The sequence below is a fragment of the Actinophytocola xanthii genome (assembly GCF_001921205.1).
Classification (GTDB): domain Bacteria; phylum Actinomycetota; class Actinomycetes; order Mycobacteriales; family Pseudonocardiaceae; genus Actinophytocola; species Actinophytocola xanthii.
The window spans coordinates 12,264-32,057 of record NZ_MSIE01000031.1 but is presented as its reverse complement, the minus strand read 5'-3'; the positions used below and the strand labels follow the sequence as shown (position 1 = coordinate 32,057).

Below are 19,794 nucleotides of genomic sequence, written 5' to 3'. Positions count from 1 at the left end.
GGGACCCTTGTGGCGAACCAACGACAGGAGATCACGATGAGTGAGGAGTTCATCGCGCAGCGCAACATCCCTGACGCGGCGCTGACACCAGACCCCCCTCCGACCCACCCGCTGGACGCCCTGTGTTTCACTCCTGTTTAGGTGGTGTTACTTTGTTTTATGTGTAGGTTCTCGTCTTTCCCGGACAACTACGGGTGGTGACATGGACCAGAAGGACCGCATCGCCAAGGCGGCGCTGGCCGAGATCCCCGAGGACGGCGCCATCCTGCTCGACGCGGGCACCACGACCACGCGCCTCGCCGAGCTCCTGCCGACCGACCGCGAGCTGACCGTCGTGACCAACTCCGTCACGATCGCGGCCGCGCTCAGCACGCGCACCAACCTCACCCTGATGCTGCTCGGCGGACGCCTCCAACCCCACAACCTGGCGGCCGTGGACACCTGGTCGCTACGGGTGCTCCGAGACACCTATGTGGACGTCGCGTTCATCGGCGCGGCGGGCGTGTCCGTCTCCCGCGGGCTCACGGTGGTGCACGGTGCCGAAGCGACGGTCAAGCGCGCGGTGATCGCCGCCGCCAGACGCACGGTGCTGCTCGCCGACCACACGAAGATCGGCACCGTCGACGGCGTCTGCTTTGGCGCGTTGGCCGACATCGACCTGCTGATCACAGACACCGGCGTCGATGCCGTTGCAGCGGAGGAGATCAGCGCCGCCGGCCCCCAGGTGATCTCGACCTGAGAGTCGTCCGTTCCCGTCTATTTCGTACTCCTTTCCACACCCCCGACGATGCCGTGTACGAACAGTGGAATCCCCTTGCCGTACTGGTATTTCTACCAGCCTTCTCTGTATAGGTTCAGGGACCACGAGTCGCGGGGGCGACCGTCGACGCACGTCCGCGGTTTCCTGTGTCCGTGCTGCCGTGCCGTATAATCTTTCGTCAGCCGGCCTGGAAGGAGCCATCGGTGTATGCCGAGGAACGGCAGCAGGTGATCCTGGACCGCGCCCGGTTGCGCGGGAGAGTCGACGTCACCGCGCTGGCCGACGAGTTCGCGGTCACCACCGAGACAATCCGGCGCGACCTGACCATCTTGGAGCGCCACGGGGTGGTTCGCCGGGTTCACGGCGGCGCGATTCCGGTGGAAAGACTGGGTTTCGAGCCAGGGCTGTCGACACGGGAAAGCGTGATGACGGCGGAGAAGACCCGCATCGCCAAGGCGGCGCTCGCCGAACTCCCCGAGGAGGGCAGCATTCTCCTCGACGCGGGTTCGACGACGGCGCGGTTCGCCGACGAGCTGCCGACCGACCGCGAGCTGACCGTCGTCACCCACTCTGTCAACATCGCCCTCAGCCTCTCGACGAGACCGAACCTGACGATGATGCTCGTGGGTGGCAGGTTGCGCAGCCGCACTTTGGCTACAGTGGACTCCTGGGCGCTCCAGGCGCTACACGAGACCTTTGTGGACGTCGCGTTCATGGCCACCAACGGGATCTCCGCGGAGCGCGGTCTCACCACGCCCGACTCGGCCGAGGCGATGATCAAACGCGCGGCCATCTCCAGCGCGCGACGCTGCGTTCTGCTCGCCGACCACACCAAGGTCGGCAACGACTGCTTCACCAGGTTCGCCGAGCTGAGCGACATCGACACGTTCATCACCGACGTGCGCGTCGACCGCCCCACCGCGGACGAGATCGCGAACGCCGGGCCACGCGTCGTGCTGGTGTAGGGCGCGAAGACCGCGACTGAGGGCTGCGCGGACGTGCCCTGACTCTCAGCGTGGTGGTGTCCGGTGGTGGACCGGCACCGGAGAGGGACCCAGGGCCACGATGCCCGCCCCGGCCACCGCGGCGACCAGGGCACCGACGGCGTTGTTCAGCACGTCCTGCGTCTCGCACACCCCTCTGCCGGTCACCGTCTGGGCCAGCTCGATCAGCGCGCTCAGCACCACGGCCGCACCCAGAACCGGCGCCGGCCGCCGAGTGGCGAGCACGGCGAAGAACACCGGCGGCACGAACAGCAGCACGTTCAGCACCTCGCTGCCCCCGGCCACCGAGAAGCCGGTCAGCAGGCAGACCGGCTCGTCGAACCCCTCCGGCGAGGCGAAGTACGACCGCCTGCGGGACAGCGTCACCCCCAGTACGACGCCCAGTCCGACGCCGGCCAGCGCGGCCGGCACCGGGCGCCACCCCCAGCGGCGGGCCGCCGCCAGCCCTGCGACGGCGAGCGAGACCGACCCCAGCAGCACACCGGCCGCGACGAGCGGCACCCTCAGCACGCTCTCCCCAGCGGCGAGCAGGGTCTCCAGGATCTCCAGCACGTCACCGCCTCCTCCCCCGTCGGCCGAGCCCGGACCGACGGTAGTGAGCGCGGCGGGGGCGGCGGATGGGCCGCGCGGCCGGTGCGTTCGGCCGATCGGCCGATTTCCCGGCGGTACGCCTCGGCCGTTCGGCCGAGGCGGCGGAGACCCCAGGGTCGTGACGCCACGAGTTCCGATCGACACTGGCGGTGACCGGCGGCGCGGTGCGACCATCGGGCCATGGCAACCGTGCAGCGACAGCGGCGCCCGGCCCTGCGTTGGGTCGCGGCCGCGGGAGTCATGGTCCTCGCCATTGGGTTGGTGGTGGGCGGCGTCCTGCTGCTCGACCGGCCGGACCTGGACGAGCAGTTGGCCCGCCGGGTGGTCGCGGCGCTCGAGCGGGCCGACCCCGACGCCGACGGACAGGCCGCGCATCCGGGGCACGGCCAAGCCGGGAGTTCCCACCGCCGCACCGACATCGACGGCCACGAGCTCGTGTGTGCGGCCGAGACCTTCGGCCACGAGCCACCGGAGGCGACCTCGATCGACGAGGTGACGGTCGTCTACGCACACCGCATGTGCGCGGCCGTCGGGCCCGGCCTGGTGTGGCCGGGCTCGATCCGCGAGTCCGGGCCGGTGAAGTTGCGGCTCGGGGTCCCGGACACGCTCGTGCTGCCCGAGAAGGCGCTCCCCGAGGATGCCGATGCCGAGTACGCGGACCGCATCCGGGCCGTCGTCCCGCGGCACTACCACCGCGACGCCCTGGCCTACGGGGACTTCGTCGACCCCGAGGTGGCCGAGGAGCTCCAGGACCAGCTCGACGACTGAGACCGGGAGCGCTCCCAAAGCGTTACTCATAGTTCCCATCCGGCTACGAGGGCGTTACACTGGTGCGAACTGGGAGCGCTCCCAAAATGCTCCTGTCAACGGCGAAGGAGGCAGGATGAGGAGGCGGAAGTTGACGTTGGCCGCCGCGATGGCGGTGGTCGGCGTGATGTTCGGGAGTCTGGTGAGCGCCGGTACCGCGGGCGCCCACGGCGCGGCTCTCATGCCCGGTTCCCGCACCTATCTGTGCTACAAGGACGGCCGCGCCAGCACGGGTCAGATCATCCCGCAGAACGCCGCGTGCAAGGCGGCCTTCGACAGGTCCGGTGCGACGCCGTTCTACAACTGGTTCGCCGTGCTCCGCTCCGACGGTGCCGGCAGGACGGTGGGCTTCATCCCGGACGGCAAGCTGTGCAGCGGCAACGCCACGGTCTACGACTTCAACGGCTTCGACCTGCCCCGTGCCGACTTCCCCGTGACCCACCTGACGGCGGGAGCGTCCATCCAGGTGCGCTACAACAAGTGGGCGGCGCACCCCGGCCGGTTCGACCTGTACATCACCAACAGCAGCTACAACCCGAGCCAGCCGCTGCGCTGGAGCAACCTCAACAGCCAGCCGTTCAGCAGCGTTGTCGACCCGCCGCACTCGGGCAACACCGGAAGTGAGGAAGCCGCCTACTACTGGACCGCACGGCTCCCCTCCGGCCTGTCCGGCCGACACATCATCTACTCCGTGTGGACCCGCTCGGACAGCACCGAGACGTTCTACGGCTGTTCCGACGTCGTCTTCGACGGCGGGAACGGGCAGGTCACCTACTGAGAGTTCCACCCACAACTGAAGACCGGCACCAGACGCGCCCGGGAGGCATCCCGGGCGCGTCTGCTGTGCATGCGTGAAGGTCTTTCACCTGTTCGCTGGTTTTCGGGTCCCCGCCGCGTCGGGCGTCGTTATCCTTCCCGACCATGGACGACCGCGTCTTGACCCCGGACGACGCCCGGCAGCGCCTCGCGGCGTGGAAGGGGCGGATCGACAAGCTCGCCGCGGACACCAAGGCGATGAGCGACCGCTTCCAGCGCCTCGAGGTGACCACGAAGGACCCCCGGGGGATGGCCGAGGTGACCGTCGACTCGACCGGCGCGCTGGTCGGCCTGCGCCTCACCCGGGAGATCGAACGGTCCGCACCGGACGTCGTCGCCGCGACGATCATGAGTACGGTCCGCACCGCCAGGGCGGAGCTGGCCGAGCGCACGCAGGCGATCGTCGAGGAGACCGTCGGGACCGACTCCCCCGCCGGACGGGCGATCGCGGAGCGGGTCGGCCAGCAGCTCCGCGGGGCGCCCGTCGAGACCGCCTCCCCGCGCGAGGACCGGGACGAGGACGACAACGACCCGAACGTCTGGCGGTGACATGAGCGACGGGTACACGGTCGAGATCGACCAACTCCGCCGGCACGCGAGCAACCTCGACGCGCTCCGGGAGCGCTTCGCCGCGGTCAAGGCCGCGAGCGCGCACATCAGCCAGGACGACCAGGCCTACGGGCTGCTCTGCGGGTGGATCTCGGGCGTTCTCGAGGGCCGACACCGCAAGCAGGACGAGCTGATCGCCTATGTCGAGGAGAACCTCGGCCTCGCCGCGACCTCGCTGCGCGACAGCGCCGACGCCTACGAGGAACTGGACGCGGGTGTCGTCGACACCATGGGCGCGATCGAGAACGATCTCGGCGAGGGAGGAACGCGATGACCGAGGACTCTCTCGTCGCGCCGGTCGTGTCGAGCCGGGAGGCCTGGACCGGGTCGAGCCTCGCCGACAGCATCGAGGGCCTGGTCGAGGCGATCAGGAGCGAGGGTTGGGTGGACGACGCGCTGGCCGGGGCCGGCCTCGGCGTCGAGGTCGCGGCGACCGTGATGGACCCGATCAGCGCCCTGCTGGCCAACGGCCTCGGCTGGGCGATGGAGTACTTCGAGCCGCTGCGGGAGATGCTCGACGAGCTCACCGGCAAGCCCGACGTCGTCGCCGCCCACGCGGCCACCTGGAACAACATGGCCACCGAGCTGGCCGACATCGCGGCCGACCTGGACGCGCTGCTCGGCAGCGACGTGCCGGGCTGGACCGGCGAGGCGGCACGGGCCTACCAGGACCTGATGGCCAACAACACCAACGCCATCGGCGGGCTCGGCGCCACCTCGGCGGCGATGGCGGTGGCCACCGAGGGGGCCGGCGGGCTGGTCGAGCTCACCCGCGAGATCGTCCGCGACCTCATCGCCGACCTGGTGGCCCGGGTGATCGTCTGGGTCGCGGAGGCCATCTTCGTGATCACCATCCCGGCCATCGCGACGCAGATCGCGGCCGCGGTCGTCAAGTGGGCGGGCCGCATCCTCACCTACACCACGGCCCTGGTGACCAGCCTGACCAACCTCAGCAAGCTCCTCAACGGATAGGGCCGGCATGACCCCCAAACCCAAGAACCCCGGTAGCGGCGGAGGCACCGGGGGCACCGGTCCCAAGGGAAGGCCGTCGCAGGTCCACGGTTCGATCAACGCGGGCAAGGGCGTCTCCAGCGCCCAGCAGGCGATCACCCAGGCCGCGCACGCCGGCCGGCCCGGCGCTGGCTCGGGCGGGACGACCACCCCCGCCCACATCCCGACGAAGGCGACCAAGCCGCCCGCGACGACGAAGCCGACCGCACCGCCGAGCGCGAACGACATCCACCTGCCCGACATCGCCAACACCCACATCCTGCGCGGCGACGGTGGCCGGCAGGGCGGTCACCTGGCCGGCACCGGCTTGTCGAAGAAGACCGAGTTCCCCAAGGACTGGGACGGTGCGAAGATCCTCTCCGCGGCCTACCAGGTCACCCAGGGCCCGCCGGTGAAGGGACCGTTCCCGACCAAGGACGCCGACGGCAACGTGCGGTGGGCCTACAACTACGAGGGCGTCGTCGACGGCGTCACCGTGCGCACGACCGTGTTCGCGGACAACGGCGAGATCCGCACCGCGTTCCCGACCAACCCCGCCGACCCCGGCGTGATCGAGAACCCGGCCGCGCCCAACCCACCGCCCAAGGGCATCCCGCAGAGCGAACCGCCCCGGTACAGCCACCCCGATCTCGGCGGGGACGGGAGCTGGACGTGGGAGGGCCCGAAGGGCGACCGCGTCGTCCGGGTCGTGCAGGACGCCCAGGGTAACGTCACCACGACCGACCTCGGCCCGTACAAGAAGAAGTGAGCGCCATGGACGTGAAGACCTACGCCACGGTCGTCGAGCTGTGCGCGCGCTTCGCGGGCCGACTGCCCGACGACGTCCTCGACGCCGTGCGGAGCCACTACTTCGGCGGCGAGGAGCTGATCGCGGAGTCCGCGCTGCTGCTCGGCCTGGCCTACGACGGCGTCGCCATCACCCGCGAGGAGAAGGAGCTGATCCGGTCGGTCCTGGACGACCCGGACAACCCCGACCTCGACGACATCGCCGTCGTCGAGGAGCTGCCACCCCCGGCCTACCGCTTCAGCCCGACCGGTCCCGCCGACGTCCCCGTCCCCACCCGTGCCGACGCGGTCCTGTCCGAGGAGGCCCCCCGCCACGGCGGCCGCCGCCTGCGCCGAACCTGGCGCGAGCCGACCGGCCCGGACGCCGCCGGGGGTACCTGGCTCTACGTCCTGCAGGTGGCGCCCGGCTCGGACGAGCTGCGCGCCTACTCGGCCCTGAGCTCGCGGCTGTGGGTCGTCCTGCACGAGAAGTGGCAGGTGGAGGTGGTCACCGAGGGCAGCCTGCTGCCGCCGTACCAGGCGGCCGCCCTCACCGCCGCGCACCAGGTCTGGCCGCTGTAGCTGTACCGCCCGCTCCCCTGCGGGCCGAGCCCTATGCGGACCAGTCGGTGGAGCCGGGCGCGCGCTGGTCGCGCCCACACGTCGCGTCCACCGGGAGCCGGCGCACCTGCGCCCTGCCGTGCGGGAGACCGCGGCGGTTCTCGGCCACCTGGTCCCGCGCCGTGGCCAGCGCGCCCTGCTCGGCGGGGGTGGCCCCGAGCAGGGCGACCAGCGCGTCGAACCGGTCGATGGGCGGCAGGGTCCGGCCGGCGAAGTACTCGCCGATCGCGGTGTGGGACCAGCCGGTGCGGGCGGCGATCTCCCGGTAGGACAGCTCGCGGTCCCGGCGTCGCCGGGCGTGCCGGCGCCGCAGCGTGCGCAGCAGCGCGGCCAGCTCCTCGAGGGTTCGCGCCCCGGCCACCCCCAGCGGTGACGGGTCGGGGATCGGCTCCGCTCTCACTTCGCGTGCGTACACCCCGTCACCCTGCGCCGCGCCACTGGACATGCACTGGACGGCACTCCTCCGCCCTTGTCCGGCGCTGTCCGCCGACGGCCGGAATCGGCCTCACCGCTCGCGCGTGCCCGTCACGATCGTCGGCGTTCGGCGCGACGCCGGGTGGCACTGCGCCAGGGAGGACACCGACGATGCGAGGGACGAGACGATGCGAGTGACCAGGAGACGGCGTTGGTCGGTTGTGGCGGCCTGCGGCGCCATGGTCTTCGCCGCCGTGATCACCGCCGGGACGGGTGGAGCCGTCGCCGACCCGACGACCGACCGCAGAGGCGGCCAGACCAGTGCACAGCAACAGCGGGACCTGTCGACCAGTGCCCTGCAGGGTGTGCTGCACACCGCCGACCCCACCCTGGTGGGGACGAGCGTGCGCGAGGCCCACCGGACGCTGACCGACCGGGCCACCCGCGCACCGGGGGCGCAGGGCAGCGCGTCGGTGGTGTTCGACGCGGGGAGGACCAGCGGGGAGCTGGCCGGTTTCGTGGCCGACCACGGCGTGGAGCTGTACGCGGTCGAGGTCAAGGTGCCCGCCGCGGGCCAGGTGCACACGATGTGGTTCAACGACGTCGCCCGGGTGGGCGGCAGCACCGCCGAGAAGGTGGACCGCCTGACCGGGTCCGCCCGGTTGCGTTACTTCCAGCAGGCCGAGTCGGCGCCGGCCGCGCGGCGGTCCGGGTTGCGGGAGCTGGCGGAAGGGGACTACCGCGTCTACCGGGCCGAGGTCGTCGGGACCAACAGCCGGCTGGCCGCGCTGGTGGGCAGCAGCGGCGTGCGGGCCGTGCTCCCCGACTCCGGGGACGCGAAGGTGACCGACCTGCGCGAGGCCAAGGCCGAGGCGAAGGCCGTCGAGTCCGCGGTGCCGGCGACCGAGGTACGGCTGGAGACCGGAGTCTCGGCGCCGACGCGACAGGGCGAGCGCGTGATCACGAACACCGGGCAGAGCTGCTCCTGGAAGTCCAGCGGGGTGCTGGCCTGCTCGCCGGGCGAGCGTCGCGCGGTCTCGGGCGAGGCTGCCGTGGACAACGCGCTGCCACGCACCGCGGACAGCATGGTCGCCGGCTCGACCGGGTCCTCGCCGTCCCAGGGCCGCGCCGCCAGGGACGACTCGTCGGTGTGGACCGGGTGCAACAACGCCGCGGACAACCAGGCCTGCCCGAACGACCACACCTACCGCCCCCATCCCGACACCGGCGGGTACCAGGACTTCGGCGTCAGCATCGCCAACTACGCGGCGAACACCGTGATCTACCTGTGCTACGCCGAGTGGGTGCCCGACCCCTGGTCCGAGGGTGGGACCGAGGGGTACTGGCAGGTCTACTGCTATCCGTACGCCGTCGTGACGAGCGCGTTCACCTACGGCGCCGCCCAGTGGGACAGCCGGTGGGGCACGCAGCAGACCACGATCGCCGCGGCCCAGACGTCCCGTCCGATCAGCACGCTCGGCTACAAGTTCGTCGACGGCCTCCAGCCCTGCGTCGTGCAGCAGTTCCTGGCCACGGCCGAGTGCAGCCGGGCGTTGCCGAACTCGGTGTGGGTCCCGCGGACCGGAATGGAGGACGAGCTGCTCATGGGCAACCCCGCCTGCAGCCCGACGCCCATCCTGGGCCGCAGCGGCACGGCGGAGGACCGCAACAAGGGCTGTTTCTACCCGAGCTACGCGGCATCGACCCTGCCCGCGCCGTTCCTCGACACCACGTTCGGCGACGGCCAGGCCTACAACCTGGCGATCGGCTCCTCGAGCCCGGCGTCGCTTGTGGAGGGTAGGACCTACAGCAGCTACGCCGAGTTCTGGGCCTACGGCAACAACAACATGATCGGGCAGACGGCGCACCACTCCGTGGCCGTCGACTCCCGGGTCACGGAGGCGGCGATCTGCGTGGCGCAGGGCAACGTCGACCCGTTCTGCTACTTCCCCGTGGACAGCAGCCGGGTCTCACCGATCCGCCCGTTCGTCTGAGCGGACCGGGGTGGCGGGCGCGTGCCCGCCACCCCGGCGTCCCCGCACCGCCCAGGCCCGCGCGGTGAGGTAAATCTCGCCGTCGGGCAGACGGGCGCGCAGGCCGTCGCGGACCGCGGTGCGGGCGGGTGCCGGCAGCGACGCGAGGTAGGCGGGCGCGGCGCCCTGACCGCCGAGGAACGGGCGCCAGTAGTCGTCGAAGTCGGCGAAGTCGGTCCGGATCTCGACCGGCTCCACCGCCAACCCGCCGGTGAGCCCGGTCGCCCGCCACAGGTCGGCGAGCGCGTCCGGCCGGCAGATGGGGAAGCGGTCGCCCTCGTCCGGCGCGTCGGGGTCAAGCTCCCGGGCGACGTCCCAGAACAGCCGCATCATCGCCATGCCGTCGGCGTAGTCCCAGACGTAGGCCGCGACCATGCCACCGGGTGCGGTGACGCGCGCCATCTCGGCCGCCGCGCGTGCCGGATCCGGGACGAAGTTGAGCGCGAGACCGCTCACCACCGCGTCGAAGCGGGCGGCCGGGAACGGCAGCGCCCGGGCGTCGCCCACCACCACCGCACGCCCACCCGCGACGAAGCCGCGCGAGGGGTCGAGACCGACGACGGTCCCGTCCGCCTCGCGCACGGCGTCGCTCAACGCGCCGGTGCCGCAGCCGACGTCGAGCCACACCCGGCCGGCCGGCACGGCGAGCCAGGCCACGAACCGCTCGGCCACCCGGCGGCTCCACCGCCCCACGTACTCCTCGTAGGCGTCCGCCGCCGCCCAGACGTCGCTGACCACGGCCTAGGCCCTGCCCGGCCGCGCGTCCACCTCTATCTCGATCCTCGCCCTGGGGTCGAGCAGCCCGCACACGAGCATCGTGGCCGCGGGCCGCGCCTCGCCGAAGGCGCGGCGCAGGAGGGGCCAGCACGGCTCGAAGTCCGCCCGGTCCGGCAGCAGGTAGCGGACCCGCACCACGTCGGCGAACGTGCAGCCGGCCTCGGCGAGCGCCGTCGCGATGTTGCGCAGGCACTGCTCGGCCTGCTCGACAACGTCCTCGGAGATCGTCATCGTGGTGTAGTCGAACCCGGTCGTCCCGGAGACGTGCACCCAGTCCCGGTCGACCACCGCCCGCGAGTAGCCGATCTGCTCCTCGAACACCGAACCACTGGAGATCACGCGCCTGTCCGCCATGCGGGACAGGCTAGGGCGTGGCCAGGTCCGGGTCGATCGGTTTCGTGATCCACCGGTCGTCGGGCGGCACCGGTGTCCAGTCCGGGTACTTGCCGGCGCGGTCGTCGCCGGAGGAGCTTCCGCGCAGGCGGCGGTGCAGCCAGGGCAGGACGTGCTCGCGGTAGTAGCGTGCCTCGGTCCGCCAGCTCCGCGCGGGCGTCGGCCCCGGCGCGACGACGTGCGCGGCCTCCGCGTGGCCGAGCGCGGCCAGCACCGAGGCGGCCACCCGGCGATGGCCGTCGGCGTTGAGGTGCAGTCGGTCGGGCGACCAGTAGTGCGAGCGGCGGATCTCCTGGTCGCTGAACATGTCCACGAACAGCACGTCGTGCCGCGCCGCGAGCGCCGCGACGGCCTCGGTCAGCGCCGCACCGCGCCGGTGGACGACCCGACCGAGCGGGAGCCCTGCCGACGGGTCCGCGCCGCTGAGCAGGACCATCCGCACGCCGGCCGCCGCGCAGCGCCGCACCGCGTGCTCGGTCAGCTCCGCCAGCCGCTCGAGGTCGCACCCGGGCCGCATCGAGTCGTTGCCGCCGCCGTTGAGCGTGAGCAGCGTGGGCGCCGGCTCGAGGGCGAGCGCCGCCTCGAGCTGCGTGGTCACGATCGGCTCGAGCAACCGCCCCCGCACGGCGAGGTTCGCGTACTCGACGGTCTCGCCCAGAGCCCGCGCCAGCCCCGAGGCGACCAGGTCCGCCCACCCTCGGCAGCCATCCCCCACCTCGTCCCCGACGCCTTCGGTGAAGCTGTCACCGATCGCCACGTACCGCACACCGCTCCCCTTCCCGTCCACCCCGCGGACGGTACCTGGTGGGTAGTGCCCCGCCTCCCCTGTTCAGCGGGGCTCGGCGGACGCCGTGACCGGGGTCTCCTCGGCGGCGGGCGTTGCGGCGCGGTCTGCCTTCGTGCGCCGCGAGAGCCGACCCGACAGCGACAGCAGCGCACGGCGCAGCAGTGGCGCGACCGGTCGTTCCACGTACCGGTGCACCAGCCACGCGAGCACGATCATTCCGGCGGTGACCGCGGCGACCAGCAGCGGGGCCGGGACGCTGCCCCGCAACCGGGTGATCAGGAGCCCACCCAGGTCCAGGTGCAGCAGGTAGAGCGGATAGGTGGTGGCGCCGAGCACGACGAGCCAGCGGCCGCGGACCCAGGACAGCCAGCCGAGTGCCACGGCGGCCATCAGCAGGAAGCACAGCCCGAGCAGCAGGACCGCCGGCCATCCGGGCACGACCTCGCCGACGTGGGCCTCGCGGCCGGCGCGGTACACCGTGGCCGGTACCGAGAGCAGGAACGAGCCGGCGACGATGCCCCAGCAGAGCAGGGTCGGGCCGAACCGGTACATCAGGTAGAACCCGACACCCGCGGTGAACAGCGGCGCGTAGTCGGTCATCAGCACCTGGTGCGGAAGGGCGCCGTCGGGCACCAGGGCCTTGGTGACCGTCACCAGCCCCAGCCAGCCCAGGCAGAACCCGACCACCCGGCGGTAGGTCAGCCCTCGCCAGACCACCAGGGAGAACAGCAGGTAGAACCGCAGCTCCGCCCAGAGGGTCCAGTACACCTCGGCGACCGCGGGCTGCCCGAGCGGCTCGTGGAACATCGTCAGGTTGGCCAGCGCGGCGTCCCACTCCACCGGCGGGCGCAGGTAGGGCCAGGTCGTGGCCACCACCGCGATGACGAGAACCGACAGCCAGTACGCGGGATAGAGCCGCACCGCCCGGGACAGCAGGAACGAGCCAACCCCCCGCCCCCAGCTGCTCATGCAGATGACGAACCCGCTGATCAGGAAGAACAGGTACACGCCCAGCCAACCGTGGAAGGCGAACTGGTCGGGGAAGACCTCCTCGGCCCTCCTGCGCCAGACCCGGTCCATCGCGGTGAAGTGGTACGCGACGACCGCCAGGGCCGCCAGAAACCGCAGACCGTCCAGTACCTCCAGCCGAGGACGAGCCGCCACGACCACCCCTTCCGACGCACGCAGCAACGGGGAACCGGCGGCACCCCTGCCCATAACACGTGGGCCGGCCGCCGGCGGTTCTGTCGGGTTCCGGCTCCGTTCGCGCCGAGTGCCGCTCAGCGGGACGTGATCTCCCGGCGGGACAGTCCGAACAGGAAGGCGGCGGCGAGCAGGCCGGTGGTGGTGACCAGGACGACCGTGACACCGAAGCTCTCCACGACGAACCCGGTCAGCGCCACCGAGACCGGGAACAGGCCGATGCCGCAGAACAGGATCGCCGCCATCACCCGGCCCAGCAGCGCCGCGGGCGTCCCGAGCTGCACCACGGTCACCACGAACACGTTGGTCACCGTGCTCGCCGCGCCGGCCACGAACAACGCCGCGACCGCTCCCCACAGCCCGACGAACGGCACCGCGAGCACCCCGGCAGCCATCACCAGCCCGGAGGCCATGGCGGCGGCACCCCGCCGCCGCACGCCGCTCGCGCCCGCCGCGACCAGCCCTCCGGCGAGACACCCCGCGGTGAACGCGGCCAGCAGCCCGCCCAGCCCCACCACCCCGGCGGCCAGGTCCTCCTCGGCCAGCGCCGGCAGGCAGACCCGCAGCAGGCCGCCGACCGTCAGGTTGGCCACGACGGTCACCAGGAGCACGTCGCGGAGCAACCCGGAAGCCCGCAGCAGGGCGAAAAACCCGCCCGAGGCCTCCGCCGGCCGGTCGCCGCCGGGGGCAGGGCCGCGCAGCTCGCGGCCGACCGCGACGAGGCAGGCCGAGGAGACCGCGAACGTCGCGGCGTCCACGGCGAGGCCCGCCGCGGGATCGGCCGCCGCCACCAGCAGCCCGGCCACGCCGGGGCCGGCGAGACCGGCGGCGAAGGCCACGGTGCTGGTGAGCGACATGCCGGTGGAGAGCTGCTCGGCCGGCAGCAGCGACGGGGTGATCGCCCAGGCGGCCGGCTGGAACACCCCGGCGAACAGCCCCACGCCCGCGGCCAGCGCCCCGACCACGACGACCGAGCCGGTGCCGGTGCCGGCGACCACGGCCAGCGCCGCGGTCAGCAGGGCCCGGCCCACATCGGAGACCAACATGACCCGCCAGGCGCCGAACCGGTCGGTGCACAGGCCGCCGAGCGGGGTGGTGGCGAGCCGGCCCACGCCGAAGGCCGCGACCACCAGCCCGAGCTGCCCGGCGCCGCCGCCGAGCTCGTAGACCAGCCAGGGCAGGGCGACGAGCGTGAACGCGTTGCCGAACTCCGACACCGCTTCGGCGGCGACCAGGTACCGGAATCCCCGCGTCGCCAGCGGGGCGAGGCTCGGCCGGACCCGCCGCGGCGCGTGCCGCGTGTCAACCACCGAGCACGACCGGCAGGGACTCCAGGCCGCGCAGCATGAGCGTGTCGCGCCAGGGCAGGTCCTCCTCGGGCACGGCCAGCGCGAGCCCGGGGAACCGCGCCAGCAGCCCGCCGATGGCGATCTCCGCCTCCAGCTTGCCGAGCAGGGCGCCGAGGCAGCGGTGGATGCCGTAGCCGAACGCGAGGTGGCCGGCGTCGCCGCGGTCGAGCAGCAGCCGGTCCGGGTCGGGGAACCGCGCCGGGTCCCGGTTGGCCCCGGCGAGCGAGATCAGCACCAGCTCGTCGGCGGGGATCAGCACGCCGTCGACCGACACCGGCTCGGTGGTGAACCGCAGGGTGGCCATCCGCACCGGCGACTCGAAGCGCAGGAACTCCTCGACCGCCCCGGGCATCCGGGCCGGGTCGGCACGCAGCCAGGCCGCCTGGTCGGGGTTGCGCAGCAGCGCCAGCACCGCCGTGCTGACCAGGTTCACCGTCGTCTCGTGCCCGCCGATCAGCAGCAGGTACACCATGGCGACCGTCTCCCGCTCGGAGATCTGGCCGAGGTCGCCGGCCCGCAGCAGGTCGGACAGGATGTCCTCGCCGGGTCGCTCGCGCCGCCGGGAGAGCAGGTCCCGCAGGTAGGCGGTCATGTCCGCCATCGCCTCGGCGAAGGACAGCTCGCTGTGGGTGAGGATGGCGGTGGACCACCTGCGGTAGTCGAACCGGTCCTCGACCGGGAACCCGAGCAGCTCGCAGACGATCATCATCGGCAGCGGGAACGCGAAGTCCCGCACCAGGTCGACGTCCTCGGGCGTCTCGACTGCGCGCACCGCGAGCCCGTCCAGCAGCTCCCGCGCGACCCGCTCCACCATCGGACGCATGGCGGCCACCCTGCGGTTGGTGAACGCGCCCTGGATGAGCCGGCGCAGCCGGGTGTGGTCCGGTGGGTCGGTGTTGAGCATGTGCACCACGTCCGCGCCCAGCTCGAGCCCGGTCACCCGCTGCTTGGCCAACTGGTGGGCCCGCTCGACGTCCTGACCGAAACGGGGGTCGGCCAGTGCCGCGCGCACGTCCTCATAGCGCAGCACCACCCAGATCGGAAGACCGCCCTCGGTGTCCACGACGGACACCGGCGCCATCTCCCGCAGCCGGGCCAGCGTCGGATAGGGGTCGGCCAGGAACGACGGCTGCGTAGCCTCGGTGCTCGTCATGGTCCCTCCACCTCAGACGACCAGCGCCGGCGCCGGCCAGCGGTGCACCCGGACCGGCAACCACCAGACATGCCCGGCGTGCTCGGCGACGAGCCCCGCGCCGACCAGGTCGGCGAGCACGTCGGCCGGCACCCCCGCCACCGGCACGCCGGTCACCAGCGCGGCGATCGTGGCGAGGTGCGCCGGCTCGTCCACAGTGAACATCTCGAGCGTGCCGAACCGGCGGTCCCGCACCTCGAGGAAGCCGGGCCCGTGGCGGAACACGCACCGGCACGGGAAGTAGCTCTTCCGCCAGCCCGCGGCGACCGCCGCCGGCTGGCCAAGCACGGCCGACGGCGGGTACAGGTGCCCGAACCGGCCGTCGGTCACGCACCCGTCCGCGCACCGGGCCGTCCACTCCACGGCCACCCCGCGGCCGGTCAGCTCCCGCACCAGCAGCAGGCTGCGGGCGGAGGTCGCAGACGCGTCCCGGCACAGCTCGACCGTGTCCGGGACCCGGACACACCGCGCGCCGGCAGCGTACAGGTCGGCGGCCGCGGTCACCGGGTCGTCGGTGACCACCGTGCTGCCCAGCGCCATGCCGAACAGCTCGCGGGCCAGCGGGTCGTGGTCGCGCCAGGACTCGACCACGACGGCCGCGCCCGCCCACTCACTCGACACCGACGACACGGCGCTCCTCCTCCTCGGTCGCCACCGCGTGGTTGTGGGCCACCCGCATCAGCTCCTGGTTGCGTGCCTCGACGGCGACCTGGAGGTGGTGGCCGCCCTCGCTGAACACGATGCCCAGCCGCTCCCACCGCGAGAGCAGGTCGGCGACGACCGGCTCGCCGCCGGGTACCCGGGCGGCCAGCGTCGCCGGCGTGCGTGGCTGGTCGAGCAGCCGGAACAGCGCGAGCTCGGCGGGCGTGGTCAGCTCCAGCGCCGACCACGGGTAGGCCGGCCGGTCGCTGACCAGCACGATGCGGTCGCCGAGGTCGGTGAACGCGCACCGGCAGCGCGGGTACTGGGCGGTCCACTCCTCAATCGCCGCCACCAGCTCGCGGGCCAGCTCCCGGCCGATGCCGCGGCTGGGCGCGGCGAACAGGTAGGCCAGGTCCGCGAGCTCGGCCTCGGACAGCCGGTAGATGTCCGGGTACTGCGGGGCGGGCGACAGCTCGGCGAACCCCAGCTCCGGCCGGTCGAAGTAGGGGCTGAACCGCTCGATGACGATCCGGGACGTCCCGCCGGGCGGGTCGAGGTGCACCAGCATCGGCAGCTGGCGCAACACCGAGGTGTAGTCCTCTTCGGACTCGCCAGGGAACCCGTAGAGGTAGTTCCAGCTGGTGGTGACGCCGGCGCTCTGCGCGTCCCGCAGCGCGCGGACGTTCTGGCAGCCGGTGACGCCCTTGTCCATCAGCCTCAGGACGTGGGTGGAGAGGTTCTCGATGCCCGGCTGGACCTGCACCACGCCGGACTCGGCGAGCAGCTGGAACTGGTGGCGGCGCAGGTTCGCCTTGACCTCGAAGTGCAGCCGCAGGTCCAGGTCGGCCTCGCGGAGCGCGGTCAGCACGCTGCCGAAGTAGGCCATGTCGAGGATGTTGTCGACGACGAAGAAGTCCAGCAGCTGGTGGCGCCGGGCGAGGTCGAGGACCTCGCCGAGGAACGCGTCCGGCGACTTGCTGCGGAACTCCATGAACGAGCCGTTCAGACCGCAGAACGTGCAGTGGTGCTTCTCTCCCCACCAGCAGCCGCGGGAGCCCTCGATCACCAGCTTGGGCTCCACCCAGGTCGCGGCGGCGGAGTCGTCGACCCGGGAGAAGAAGCCGTCGTAGTCGGGGGGAAGGATCGCGGCGGGTGGCAGTGGGGTTCGGGCCATCGGGTTGGCCACCGGACGGCCCTCGGCGTCGCGCCAGCACAGCCCCGGCACCGCGGACAGGTCGTCGCTGCCCTGCTCGAGCGCGGCCAGCAGCGCGGGGAACGCGGCCTCGCCCTCGCCGCGCACGACGTGGTCGAGGAACGGGAAGTTCCGGTGCAGCGCGGCACCCTGCGGTCCGTCGCAGTTCGCCCCGCCGAGCACGACCCGCACCCCGGGGAGCCGCCGTTTGAGCAGCCGGGCCGCGGCGAGGCTGGCCGTGTTCTGCTGGAAGGTGGTGGTGAAGCCGACCACGTCGGGCTCCTGCGCGACGAGCTCGTCCACGAGGTGGGCGACGAACGCGGGTGCGAGCGCCCGCAGCGCGACCGTGGTGGCGACCTCGCGCTCATCGGCGCCGCTGTCGGCGAGCAGCCGCAGGAAGCGGGCCTCGCTGTCCGGCCTGCGCGGCAGGCCCTCGTCGAGCGCGCCGGCGAACACCCAGTCACCCGCACCCTGGAAGTAGGAGGACTCCGAGTAGTAGCGGTAGTCGGCGAGCCCGAAGTCCGCGCGGTCCACCAGCCAGTCGACGAAGTCCAGGTTGGCGTAGCGGATGACCGCGTCGTGCCCGTGTCGCAGTGCCGCGGTGCGCATGATGCCGAGTGCGAGCGACGGCACGTCGATCGCGCCCCACGGCATGTGCACGAGGACCGTGCGCATCGGCGAACCTCCTCAGGGGTGGGTGGTGGGGGTGGCGGTCGTCCCAGGGCGCCGGCCGTGCGCCCTGGGACGGCCGCTCACCGGGCGCCTACTTCTTCGGCTCCTGGACAACACTCGGTCGCACGGCCTGGGCCGCCGGAGAGGCCTTGTCCAGGTCGATCGCGAACACCACGCGGACCGCGCCGCGGTCGCGCTCACCGCTGTGGATCGGGTCGTTGCGCACGCTGCGTCGCTTCATGGGTCACCTCCTTCCCTGCTGTCGTCACGGAGGGACTCCGACCGCGGGTGCGGCCGGGAACGGGTGGGAGCACGTCGGTGGCGAAGCGCAGCATCCGGTCCATGACCGACGCGTGGTCGGCGCTGTCCCGGCTGTGGTGCCCGCCGCCGACCCAGGCCAGCTCGCAGCGCACCCCCCGACCGGCGAGCGCGGTGGCGTACCGCTGCACCTGCTCGGCCGGACAGCGCTCGTCGGTACGCGAGGACACCAGCAGGACAGGGCCGCACACGTTGTCTACATAGGACATCGGCGAGGCGTCGCGGTAGCGCTGCGGCACCTCATCGGGGGTGCCGCCGAACAGCTCGACGTCGACCTCGCGCAGTGCGGGCGTTGTCGCCCGGTGCGCGGCCGGGTAGTCCGCGATGGGGAAGGCGGCCATCGCGAGGGCCCACTCCCCCGGCTGCACGCCCATCCCCAGCAGCGCGAGGTAGCCGCCCCAGGAGTAGCCGGACAGACCCACCCGCTCGGGGTCGACGACCCCGGCGGCGACCAGGTCCCGCCGCACCGCGGCCAGGTCCTCCAGCTGGGCCAGGCCGACGCGGTGGCCGAACCCGCGCCGCCAGCGCGCGCCGTACCCCGTCGAGCCGCGGTAGTTGACCCTGGCGACGGCGAAGCCGGCGGCGGTGAGCACCTCCACGCGCGGGTCGTAGCAGTCCCGGTCGTGGGTGCCCGGCCCGCCGTGCACGAGGAACATTGCCGGCCAGGGCCCGGTGCCGGGCGGGGTCGCGAGGAACGTGTGGACCGCGCCGTAGGGCTGTTCGGTCCACCGCTCGGAGCGGACGACCCCGCGCGCGGACGCCGCGCCCGGTTCGGGCCTACCGACCGGACCGAGACCGTCGGCGGGTCCGCTGCCGCTGTCCAGCGTGCTGTCGAGGACGGTGGGGGGAACCTCCGCGTTGGTCCAGAGCCGGTAGACCCGCCCGTCCGGCGCCAGTGCCAGGTCGAGGATCGTGCCGTCCGGCGTCGGCAGCGGCACCCGCAGACCGGCGTCGAGGCCGACGCGGTGCAGGCGGCTGCGACCGTGCCGGTCCTGCTGGACGAGCACGCCGCGCCCGCTTCCCAGCCAGCGCGCGGAGATCTCGGTGTCGAACAGCGGACGCTCGTACACCCGCAGCCCGCGGCCCGGCTGCCAGGTGGCGAGCGCGAACCCGTCCAACCGCTCGATCGCGAGCAGCAACTCCGGGGGCCCGGTCGGCCGGAACTCCAGGGGCCAGAGGCGGCGGCCGTACCCGCCGCCCAGCCATTCCACGCCGCGCCGGGAGGACCGGGACGAGAGCGCGCAGAGGCAGACCGCGCCGGGACCGTCCGGTCGGCCGGCCAGGACGAGCAGGCTGCCGTCCGGGGCGAGGTCGACCAGGCCGAGATAGCCCTCCGCGACCAGGACCTCGCCCCCCGGACCGCCGGGCGGGCCGGCGTGCACCCGGGTCGTGCCGTTCACGCCGACCGCGACCGCGGCGGTCCGGCCGTCCCGGTCGAACGCGACGCCGTACATCCGGCCCGGCGGTGTGCCGGGCAGGGCGTCGCCCACGTCGCCGCCGCCGAAGGGCTGGCGCGACCACCGCCCGGTACCTGGGCCGGCCTCCCCGTCGGTGTCGAACCACCAGACCTGGCGGCCGTCCGGCTCGATCTCGCACAGGTCGACGCCGTGCGGCGCGTCGGTGCAGACCCGGTAGCGGCGCTCCGCGAGATCCCATGCGGCGGCCTGCGGGATGCCGTCGACCTCGACGGCACCCGCGGCCCGCCCCGGTGCACGGGTGGCGAACGCGGGCACCTGCGGCAGCGGCCGGTCGACCGGGAACGGCGACCAGGACGCGGACCGCTCGACCACCGAGGATTTCCGCACCCGTCTCCCCCTTTTTGCGGGCGTTCGCGACTA

Annotated in this window: 22 protein-coding genes; 10 read left to right on the top strand and 12 right to left on the bottom strand. The window is 72.7% G+C overall.

Going from position 1 to position 19,794, the window contains the following annotated elements:
• Nucleotides 1-202 precede the first annotated feature (202 nt).
• Both BU204_RS17705 and BU204_RS17700 read left to right on the top strand, forming a co-directional pair.
• The gene (locus tag BU204_RS17705; protein ID WP_075126800.1) at nt 203-739 is read left to right on the top strand and encodes a DeoR/GlpR family DNA-binding transcription regulator; all 537 of its coding nucleotides are present in this window, start codon (nt 203-205) and stop codon (nt 737-739) included.
• 224 nt (nt 740-963) lie between these two features.
• Nucleotides 964-1,725 (top strand): DeoR/GlpR family DNA-binding transcription regulator, encoded by a 762-nt coding sequence (locus BU204_RS17700; RefSeq protein WP_075126799.1) that lies wholly within the window; start codon nt 964-966, stop codon nt 1,723-1,725.
• A gap of 45 nt (nt 1,726-1,770) precedes the next feature.
• Here the strand turns inward: BU204_RS17700 and BU204_RS17695 are convergent, their stop codons facing one another.
• Entirely contained in the window at nt 1,771-2,316 is a 546-nt protein-coding gene (locus BU204_RS17695; protein WP_075126798.1) for a VanZ family protein, read from the bottom strand.
• 219 nt (nt 2,317-2,535) lie between these two features.
• Here BU204_RS17695 and BU204_RS17690 point away from each other — a divergent pair, with 219 nt between their 5' ends.
• From BU204_RS17690 to BU204_RS17660, 7 genes are all read left to right on the top strand, one after another.
• Nucleotides 2,536-3,123, top strand: a complete 588-nt coding sequence (locus BU204_RS17690) for a hypothetical protein (RefSeq protein ID WP_143229567.1) — start codon at nt 2,536-2,538, stop codon at nt 3,121-3,123.
• Nucleotides 3,124-3,238: 115 nt separating this feature from the next.
• Nucleotides 3,239-3,940 (top strand): lytic polysaccharide monooxygenase auxiliary activity family 9 protein, encoded by a 702-nt coding sequence (locus tag BU204_RS17685; protein ID WP_083661396.1) that lies wholly within the window; start codon nt 3,239-3,241, stop codon nt 3,938-3,940.
• 143 nt (nt 3,941-4,083) lie between these two features.
• Complete coding sequence (locus tag BU204_RS17680) at nt 4,084-4,527, top strand: YbaB/EbfC family nucleoid-associated protein (protein ID WP_075126795.1); 444 nt, start codon at nt 4,084-4,086, stop codon at nt 4,525-4,527.
• Between the two features lies 1 nt (nt 4,528).
• Complete coding sequence (locus BU204_RS17675; RefSeq protein WP_075126794.1) at nt 4,529-4,861, top strand: type VII secretion target; 333 nt, start codon at nt 4,529-4,531, stop codon at nt 4,859-4,861.
• Nucleotides 4,858-5,559 carry a WXG100 family type VII secretion target gene (locus tag BU204_RS17670; protein ID WP_075126793.1) on the top strand — a complete coding sequence of 234 codons (702 nt, stop codon included), beginning with the start codon at nt 4,858-4,860 and terminating at the stop codon, nt 5,557-5,559. The genes BU204_RS17675 and BU204_RS17670 overlap by 4 nt, the downstream gene beginning before the upstream one ends.
• A gap of 7 nt (nt 5,560-5,566) precedes the next feature.
• Nucleotides 5,567-6,346, top strand: a complete 780-nt coding sequence (locus BU204_RS17665; protein WP_075126792.1) for an EndoU domain-containing protein — start codon at nt 5,567-5,569, stop codon at nt 6,344-6,346.
• Nucleotides 6,347-6,351: 5 nt separating this feature from the next.
• Nucleotides 6,352-6,945, top strand: a complete 594-nt coding sequence (locus tag BU204_RS17660; protein WP_075126791.1) for a hypothetical protein — start codon at nt 6,352-6,354, stop codon at nt 6,943-6,945.
• 31 nt (nt 6,946-6,976) lie between these two features.
• On the opposite strand, the gene BU204_RS17655 is transcribed toward BU204_RS17660, so the two are convergent.
• On the bottom strand, nt 6,977-7,384 hold the full coding sequence (locus BU204_RS17655; protein ID WP_198942905.1) for a helix-turn-helix domain-containing protein: 408 nt from the start codon (nt 7,382-7,384) through the stop codon (nt 6,977-6,979).
• Nucleotides 7,385-7,502: 118 nt separating this feature from the next.
• On the opposite strand from BU204_RS17655, the gene BU204_RS17650 reads away from it, so the two are divergent.
• Nucleotides 7,503-9,392, top strand: a complete 1,890-nt coding sequence (locus BU204_RS17650; RefSeq protein ID WP_143229566.1) for a hypothetical protein — start codon at nt 7,503-7,505, stop codon at nt 9,390-9,392.
• Here BU204_RS17650 and BU204_RS17645 read toward each other — a convergent pair.
• From BU204_RS17645 to BU204_RS17605, 10 genes are all read right to left on the bottom strand, one after another.
• Nucleotides 9,369-10,169: a class I SAM-dependent methyltransferase gene (locus BU204_RS17645; protein WP_075126788.1), complete on the bottom strand. Its 801-nt coding sequence runs from the start codon at nt 10,167-10,169 to the stop codon at nt 9,369-9,371. The genes BU204_RS17650 and BU204_RS17645 overlap by 24 nt on opposite strands.
• Before the next feature lie 3 nt (nt 10,170-10,172).
• On the bottom strand, nt 10,173-10,562 hold the full coding sequence (locus BU204_RS17640; protein ID WP_075126787.1) for a RidA family protein: 390 nt from the start codon (nt 10,560-10,562) through the stop codon (nt 10,173-10,175).
• A 10-nt stretch (nt 10,563-10,572) separates the two neighbouring features.
• Nucleotides 10,573-11,388, bottom strand: coding sequence for an SGNH/GDSL hydrolase family protein (locus tag BU204_RS17635; protein ID WP_233160388.1), 816 nt, complete (start codon nt 11,386-11,388; stop codon nt 10,573-10,575).
• 42 nt (nt 11,389-11,430) lie between these two features.
• Nucleotides 11,431-12,552 (bottom strand): acyltransferase family protein, encoded by a 1,122-nt coding sequence (locus BU204_RS17630; RefSeq protein WP_198942904.1) that lies wholly within the window; start codon nt 12,550-12,552, stop codon nt 11,431-11,433.
• Nucleotides 12,553-12,668: 116 nt separating this feature from the next.
• Nucleotides 12,669-13,901: an MFS transporter gene (locus BU204_RS17625; protein WP_075126784.1), complete on the bottom strand. Its 1,233-nt coding sequence runs from the start codon at nt 13,899-13,901 to the stop codon at nt 12,669-12,671.
• Complete coding sequence (locus tag BU204_RS17620; protein ID WP_075126783.1) at nt 13,894-15,093, bottom strand: cytochrome P450 family protein; 1,200 nt, start codon at nt 15,091-15,093, stop codon at nt 13,894-13,896. Before BU204_RS17620 ends, BU204_RS17625 begins: the two co-directional genes overlap by 8 nt.
• 12 nt (nt 15,094-15,105) lie before the next feature.
• On the bottom strand, nt 15,106-15,762 hold the full coding sequence (locus tag BU204_RS17615; RefSeq protein ID WP_075126782.1) for a DUF5825 family protein: 657 nt from the start codon (nt 15,760-15,762) through the stop codon (nt 15,106-15,108).
• Nucleotides 15,743-17,641 carry a RiPP maturation radical SAM C-methyltransferase gene (locus BU204_RS17610; RefSeq protein WP_075126781.1) on the bottom strand — a complete coding sequence of 633 codons (1,899 nt, stop codon included), beginning with the start codon at nt 17,639-17,641 and terminating at the stop codon, nt 15,743-15,745. Before BU204_RS17610 ends, BU204_RS17615 begins: the two co-directional genes overlap by 20 nt.
• Nucleotides 17,642-17,729: 88 nt before the next feature.
• Nucleotides 17,730-17,879, bottom strand: a complete 150-nt coding sequence (locus tag BU204_RS40780; protein ID WP_198942903.1) for a hypothetical protein — start codon at nt 17,877-17,879, stop codon at nt 17,730-17,732.
• The gene (locus BU204_RS17605) at nt 17,836-19,761 is read right to left on the bottom strand and encodes an alpha/beta hydrolase family protein (protein WP_143229565.1); all 1,926 of its coding nucleotides are present in this window, start codon (nt 19,759-19,761) and stop codon (nt 17,836-17,838) included. The genes BU204_RS40780 and BU204_RS17605 overlap by 44 nt, the downstream gene beginning before the upstream one ends.
• Nucleotides 19,762-19,794: the final 33 nt, after the last annotated feature.

What these genes read in the sequence shown, in the direction of transcription:
- BU204_RS17675 (WP_075126794.1), top strand. Translation starts at nt 4,529, where the DNA reads ATGAGCGACGGGTACACGGTCGAGATCGACCAACTCCGCCGGCACGCG.
- BU204_RS17680 (WP_075126795.1), top strand. Translation starts at nt 4,084, where the DNA reads ATGGACGACCGCGTCTTGACCCCGGACGACGCCCGGCAGCGCCTCGCG.
- BU204_RS17660 (WP_075126791.1), top strand. Translation starts at nt 6,352, where the DNA reads ATGGACGTGAAGACCTACGCCACGGTCGTCGAGCTGTGCGCGCGCTTC.
- BU204_RS17690 (WP_143229567.1), top strand. Translation starts at nt 2,536, where the DNA reads ATGGCAACCGTGCAGCGACAGCGGCGCCCGGCCCTGCGTTGGGTCGCG.
- BU204_RS17620 (WP_075126783.1), bottom strand. Translation starts at nt 15,093, where the DNA reads ATGACGAGCACCGAGGCTACGCAGCCGTCGTTCCTGGCCGACCCCTAT.
- BU204_RS40780 (WP_198942903.1), bottom strand. Translation starts at nt 17,879, where the DNA reads ATGAAGCGACGCAGCGTGCGCAACGACCCGATCCACAGCGGTGAGCGC.
- BU204_RS17705 (WP_075126800.1), top strand. Translation starts at nt 203, where the DNA reads ATGGACCAGAAGGACCGCATCGCCAAGGCGGCGCTGGCCGAGATCCCC.
- BU204_RS17640 (WP_075126787.1), bottom strand. Translation starts at nt 10,562, where the DNA reads ATGGCGGACAGGCGCGTGATCTCCAGTGGTTCGGTGTTCGAGGAGCAG.
- BU204_RS17665 (WP_075126792.1), top strand. Translation starts at nt 5,567, where the DNA reads ATGACCCCCAAACCCAAGAACCCCGGTAGCGGCGGAGGCACCGGGGGC.
- BU204_RS17670 (WP_075126793.1), top strand. Translation starts at nt 4,858, where the DNA reads ATGACCGAGGACTCTCTCGTCGCGCCGGTCGTGTCGAGCCGGGAGGCC.
- BU204_RS17610 (WP_075126781.1), bottom strand. Translation starts at nt 17,641, where the DNA reads ATGCGCACGGTCCTCGTGCACATGCCGTGGGGCGCGATCGACGTGCCG.
- BU204_RS17685 (WP_083661396.1), top strand. Translation starts at nt 3,239, where the DNA reads ATGAGGAGGCGGAAGTTGACGTTGGCCGCCGCGATGGCGGTGGTCGGC.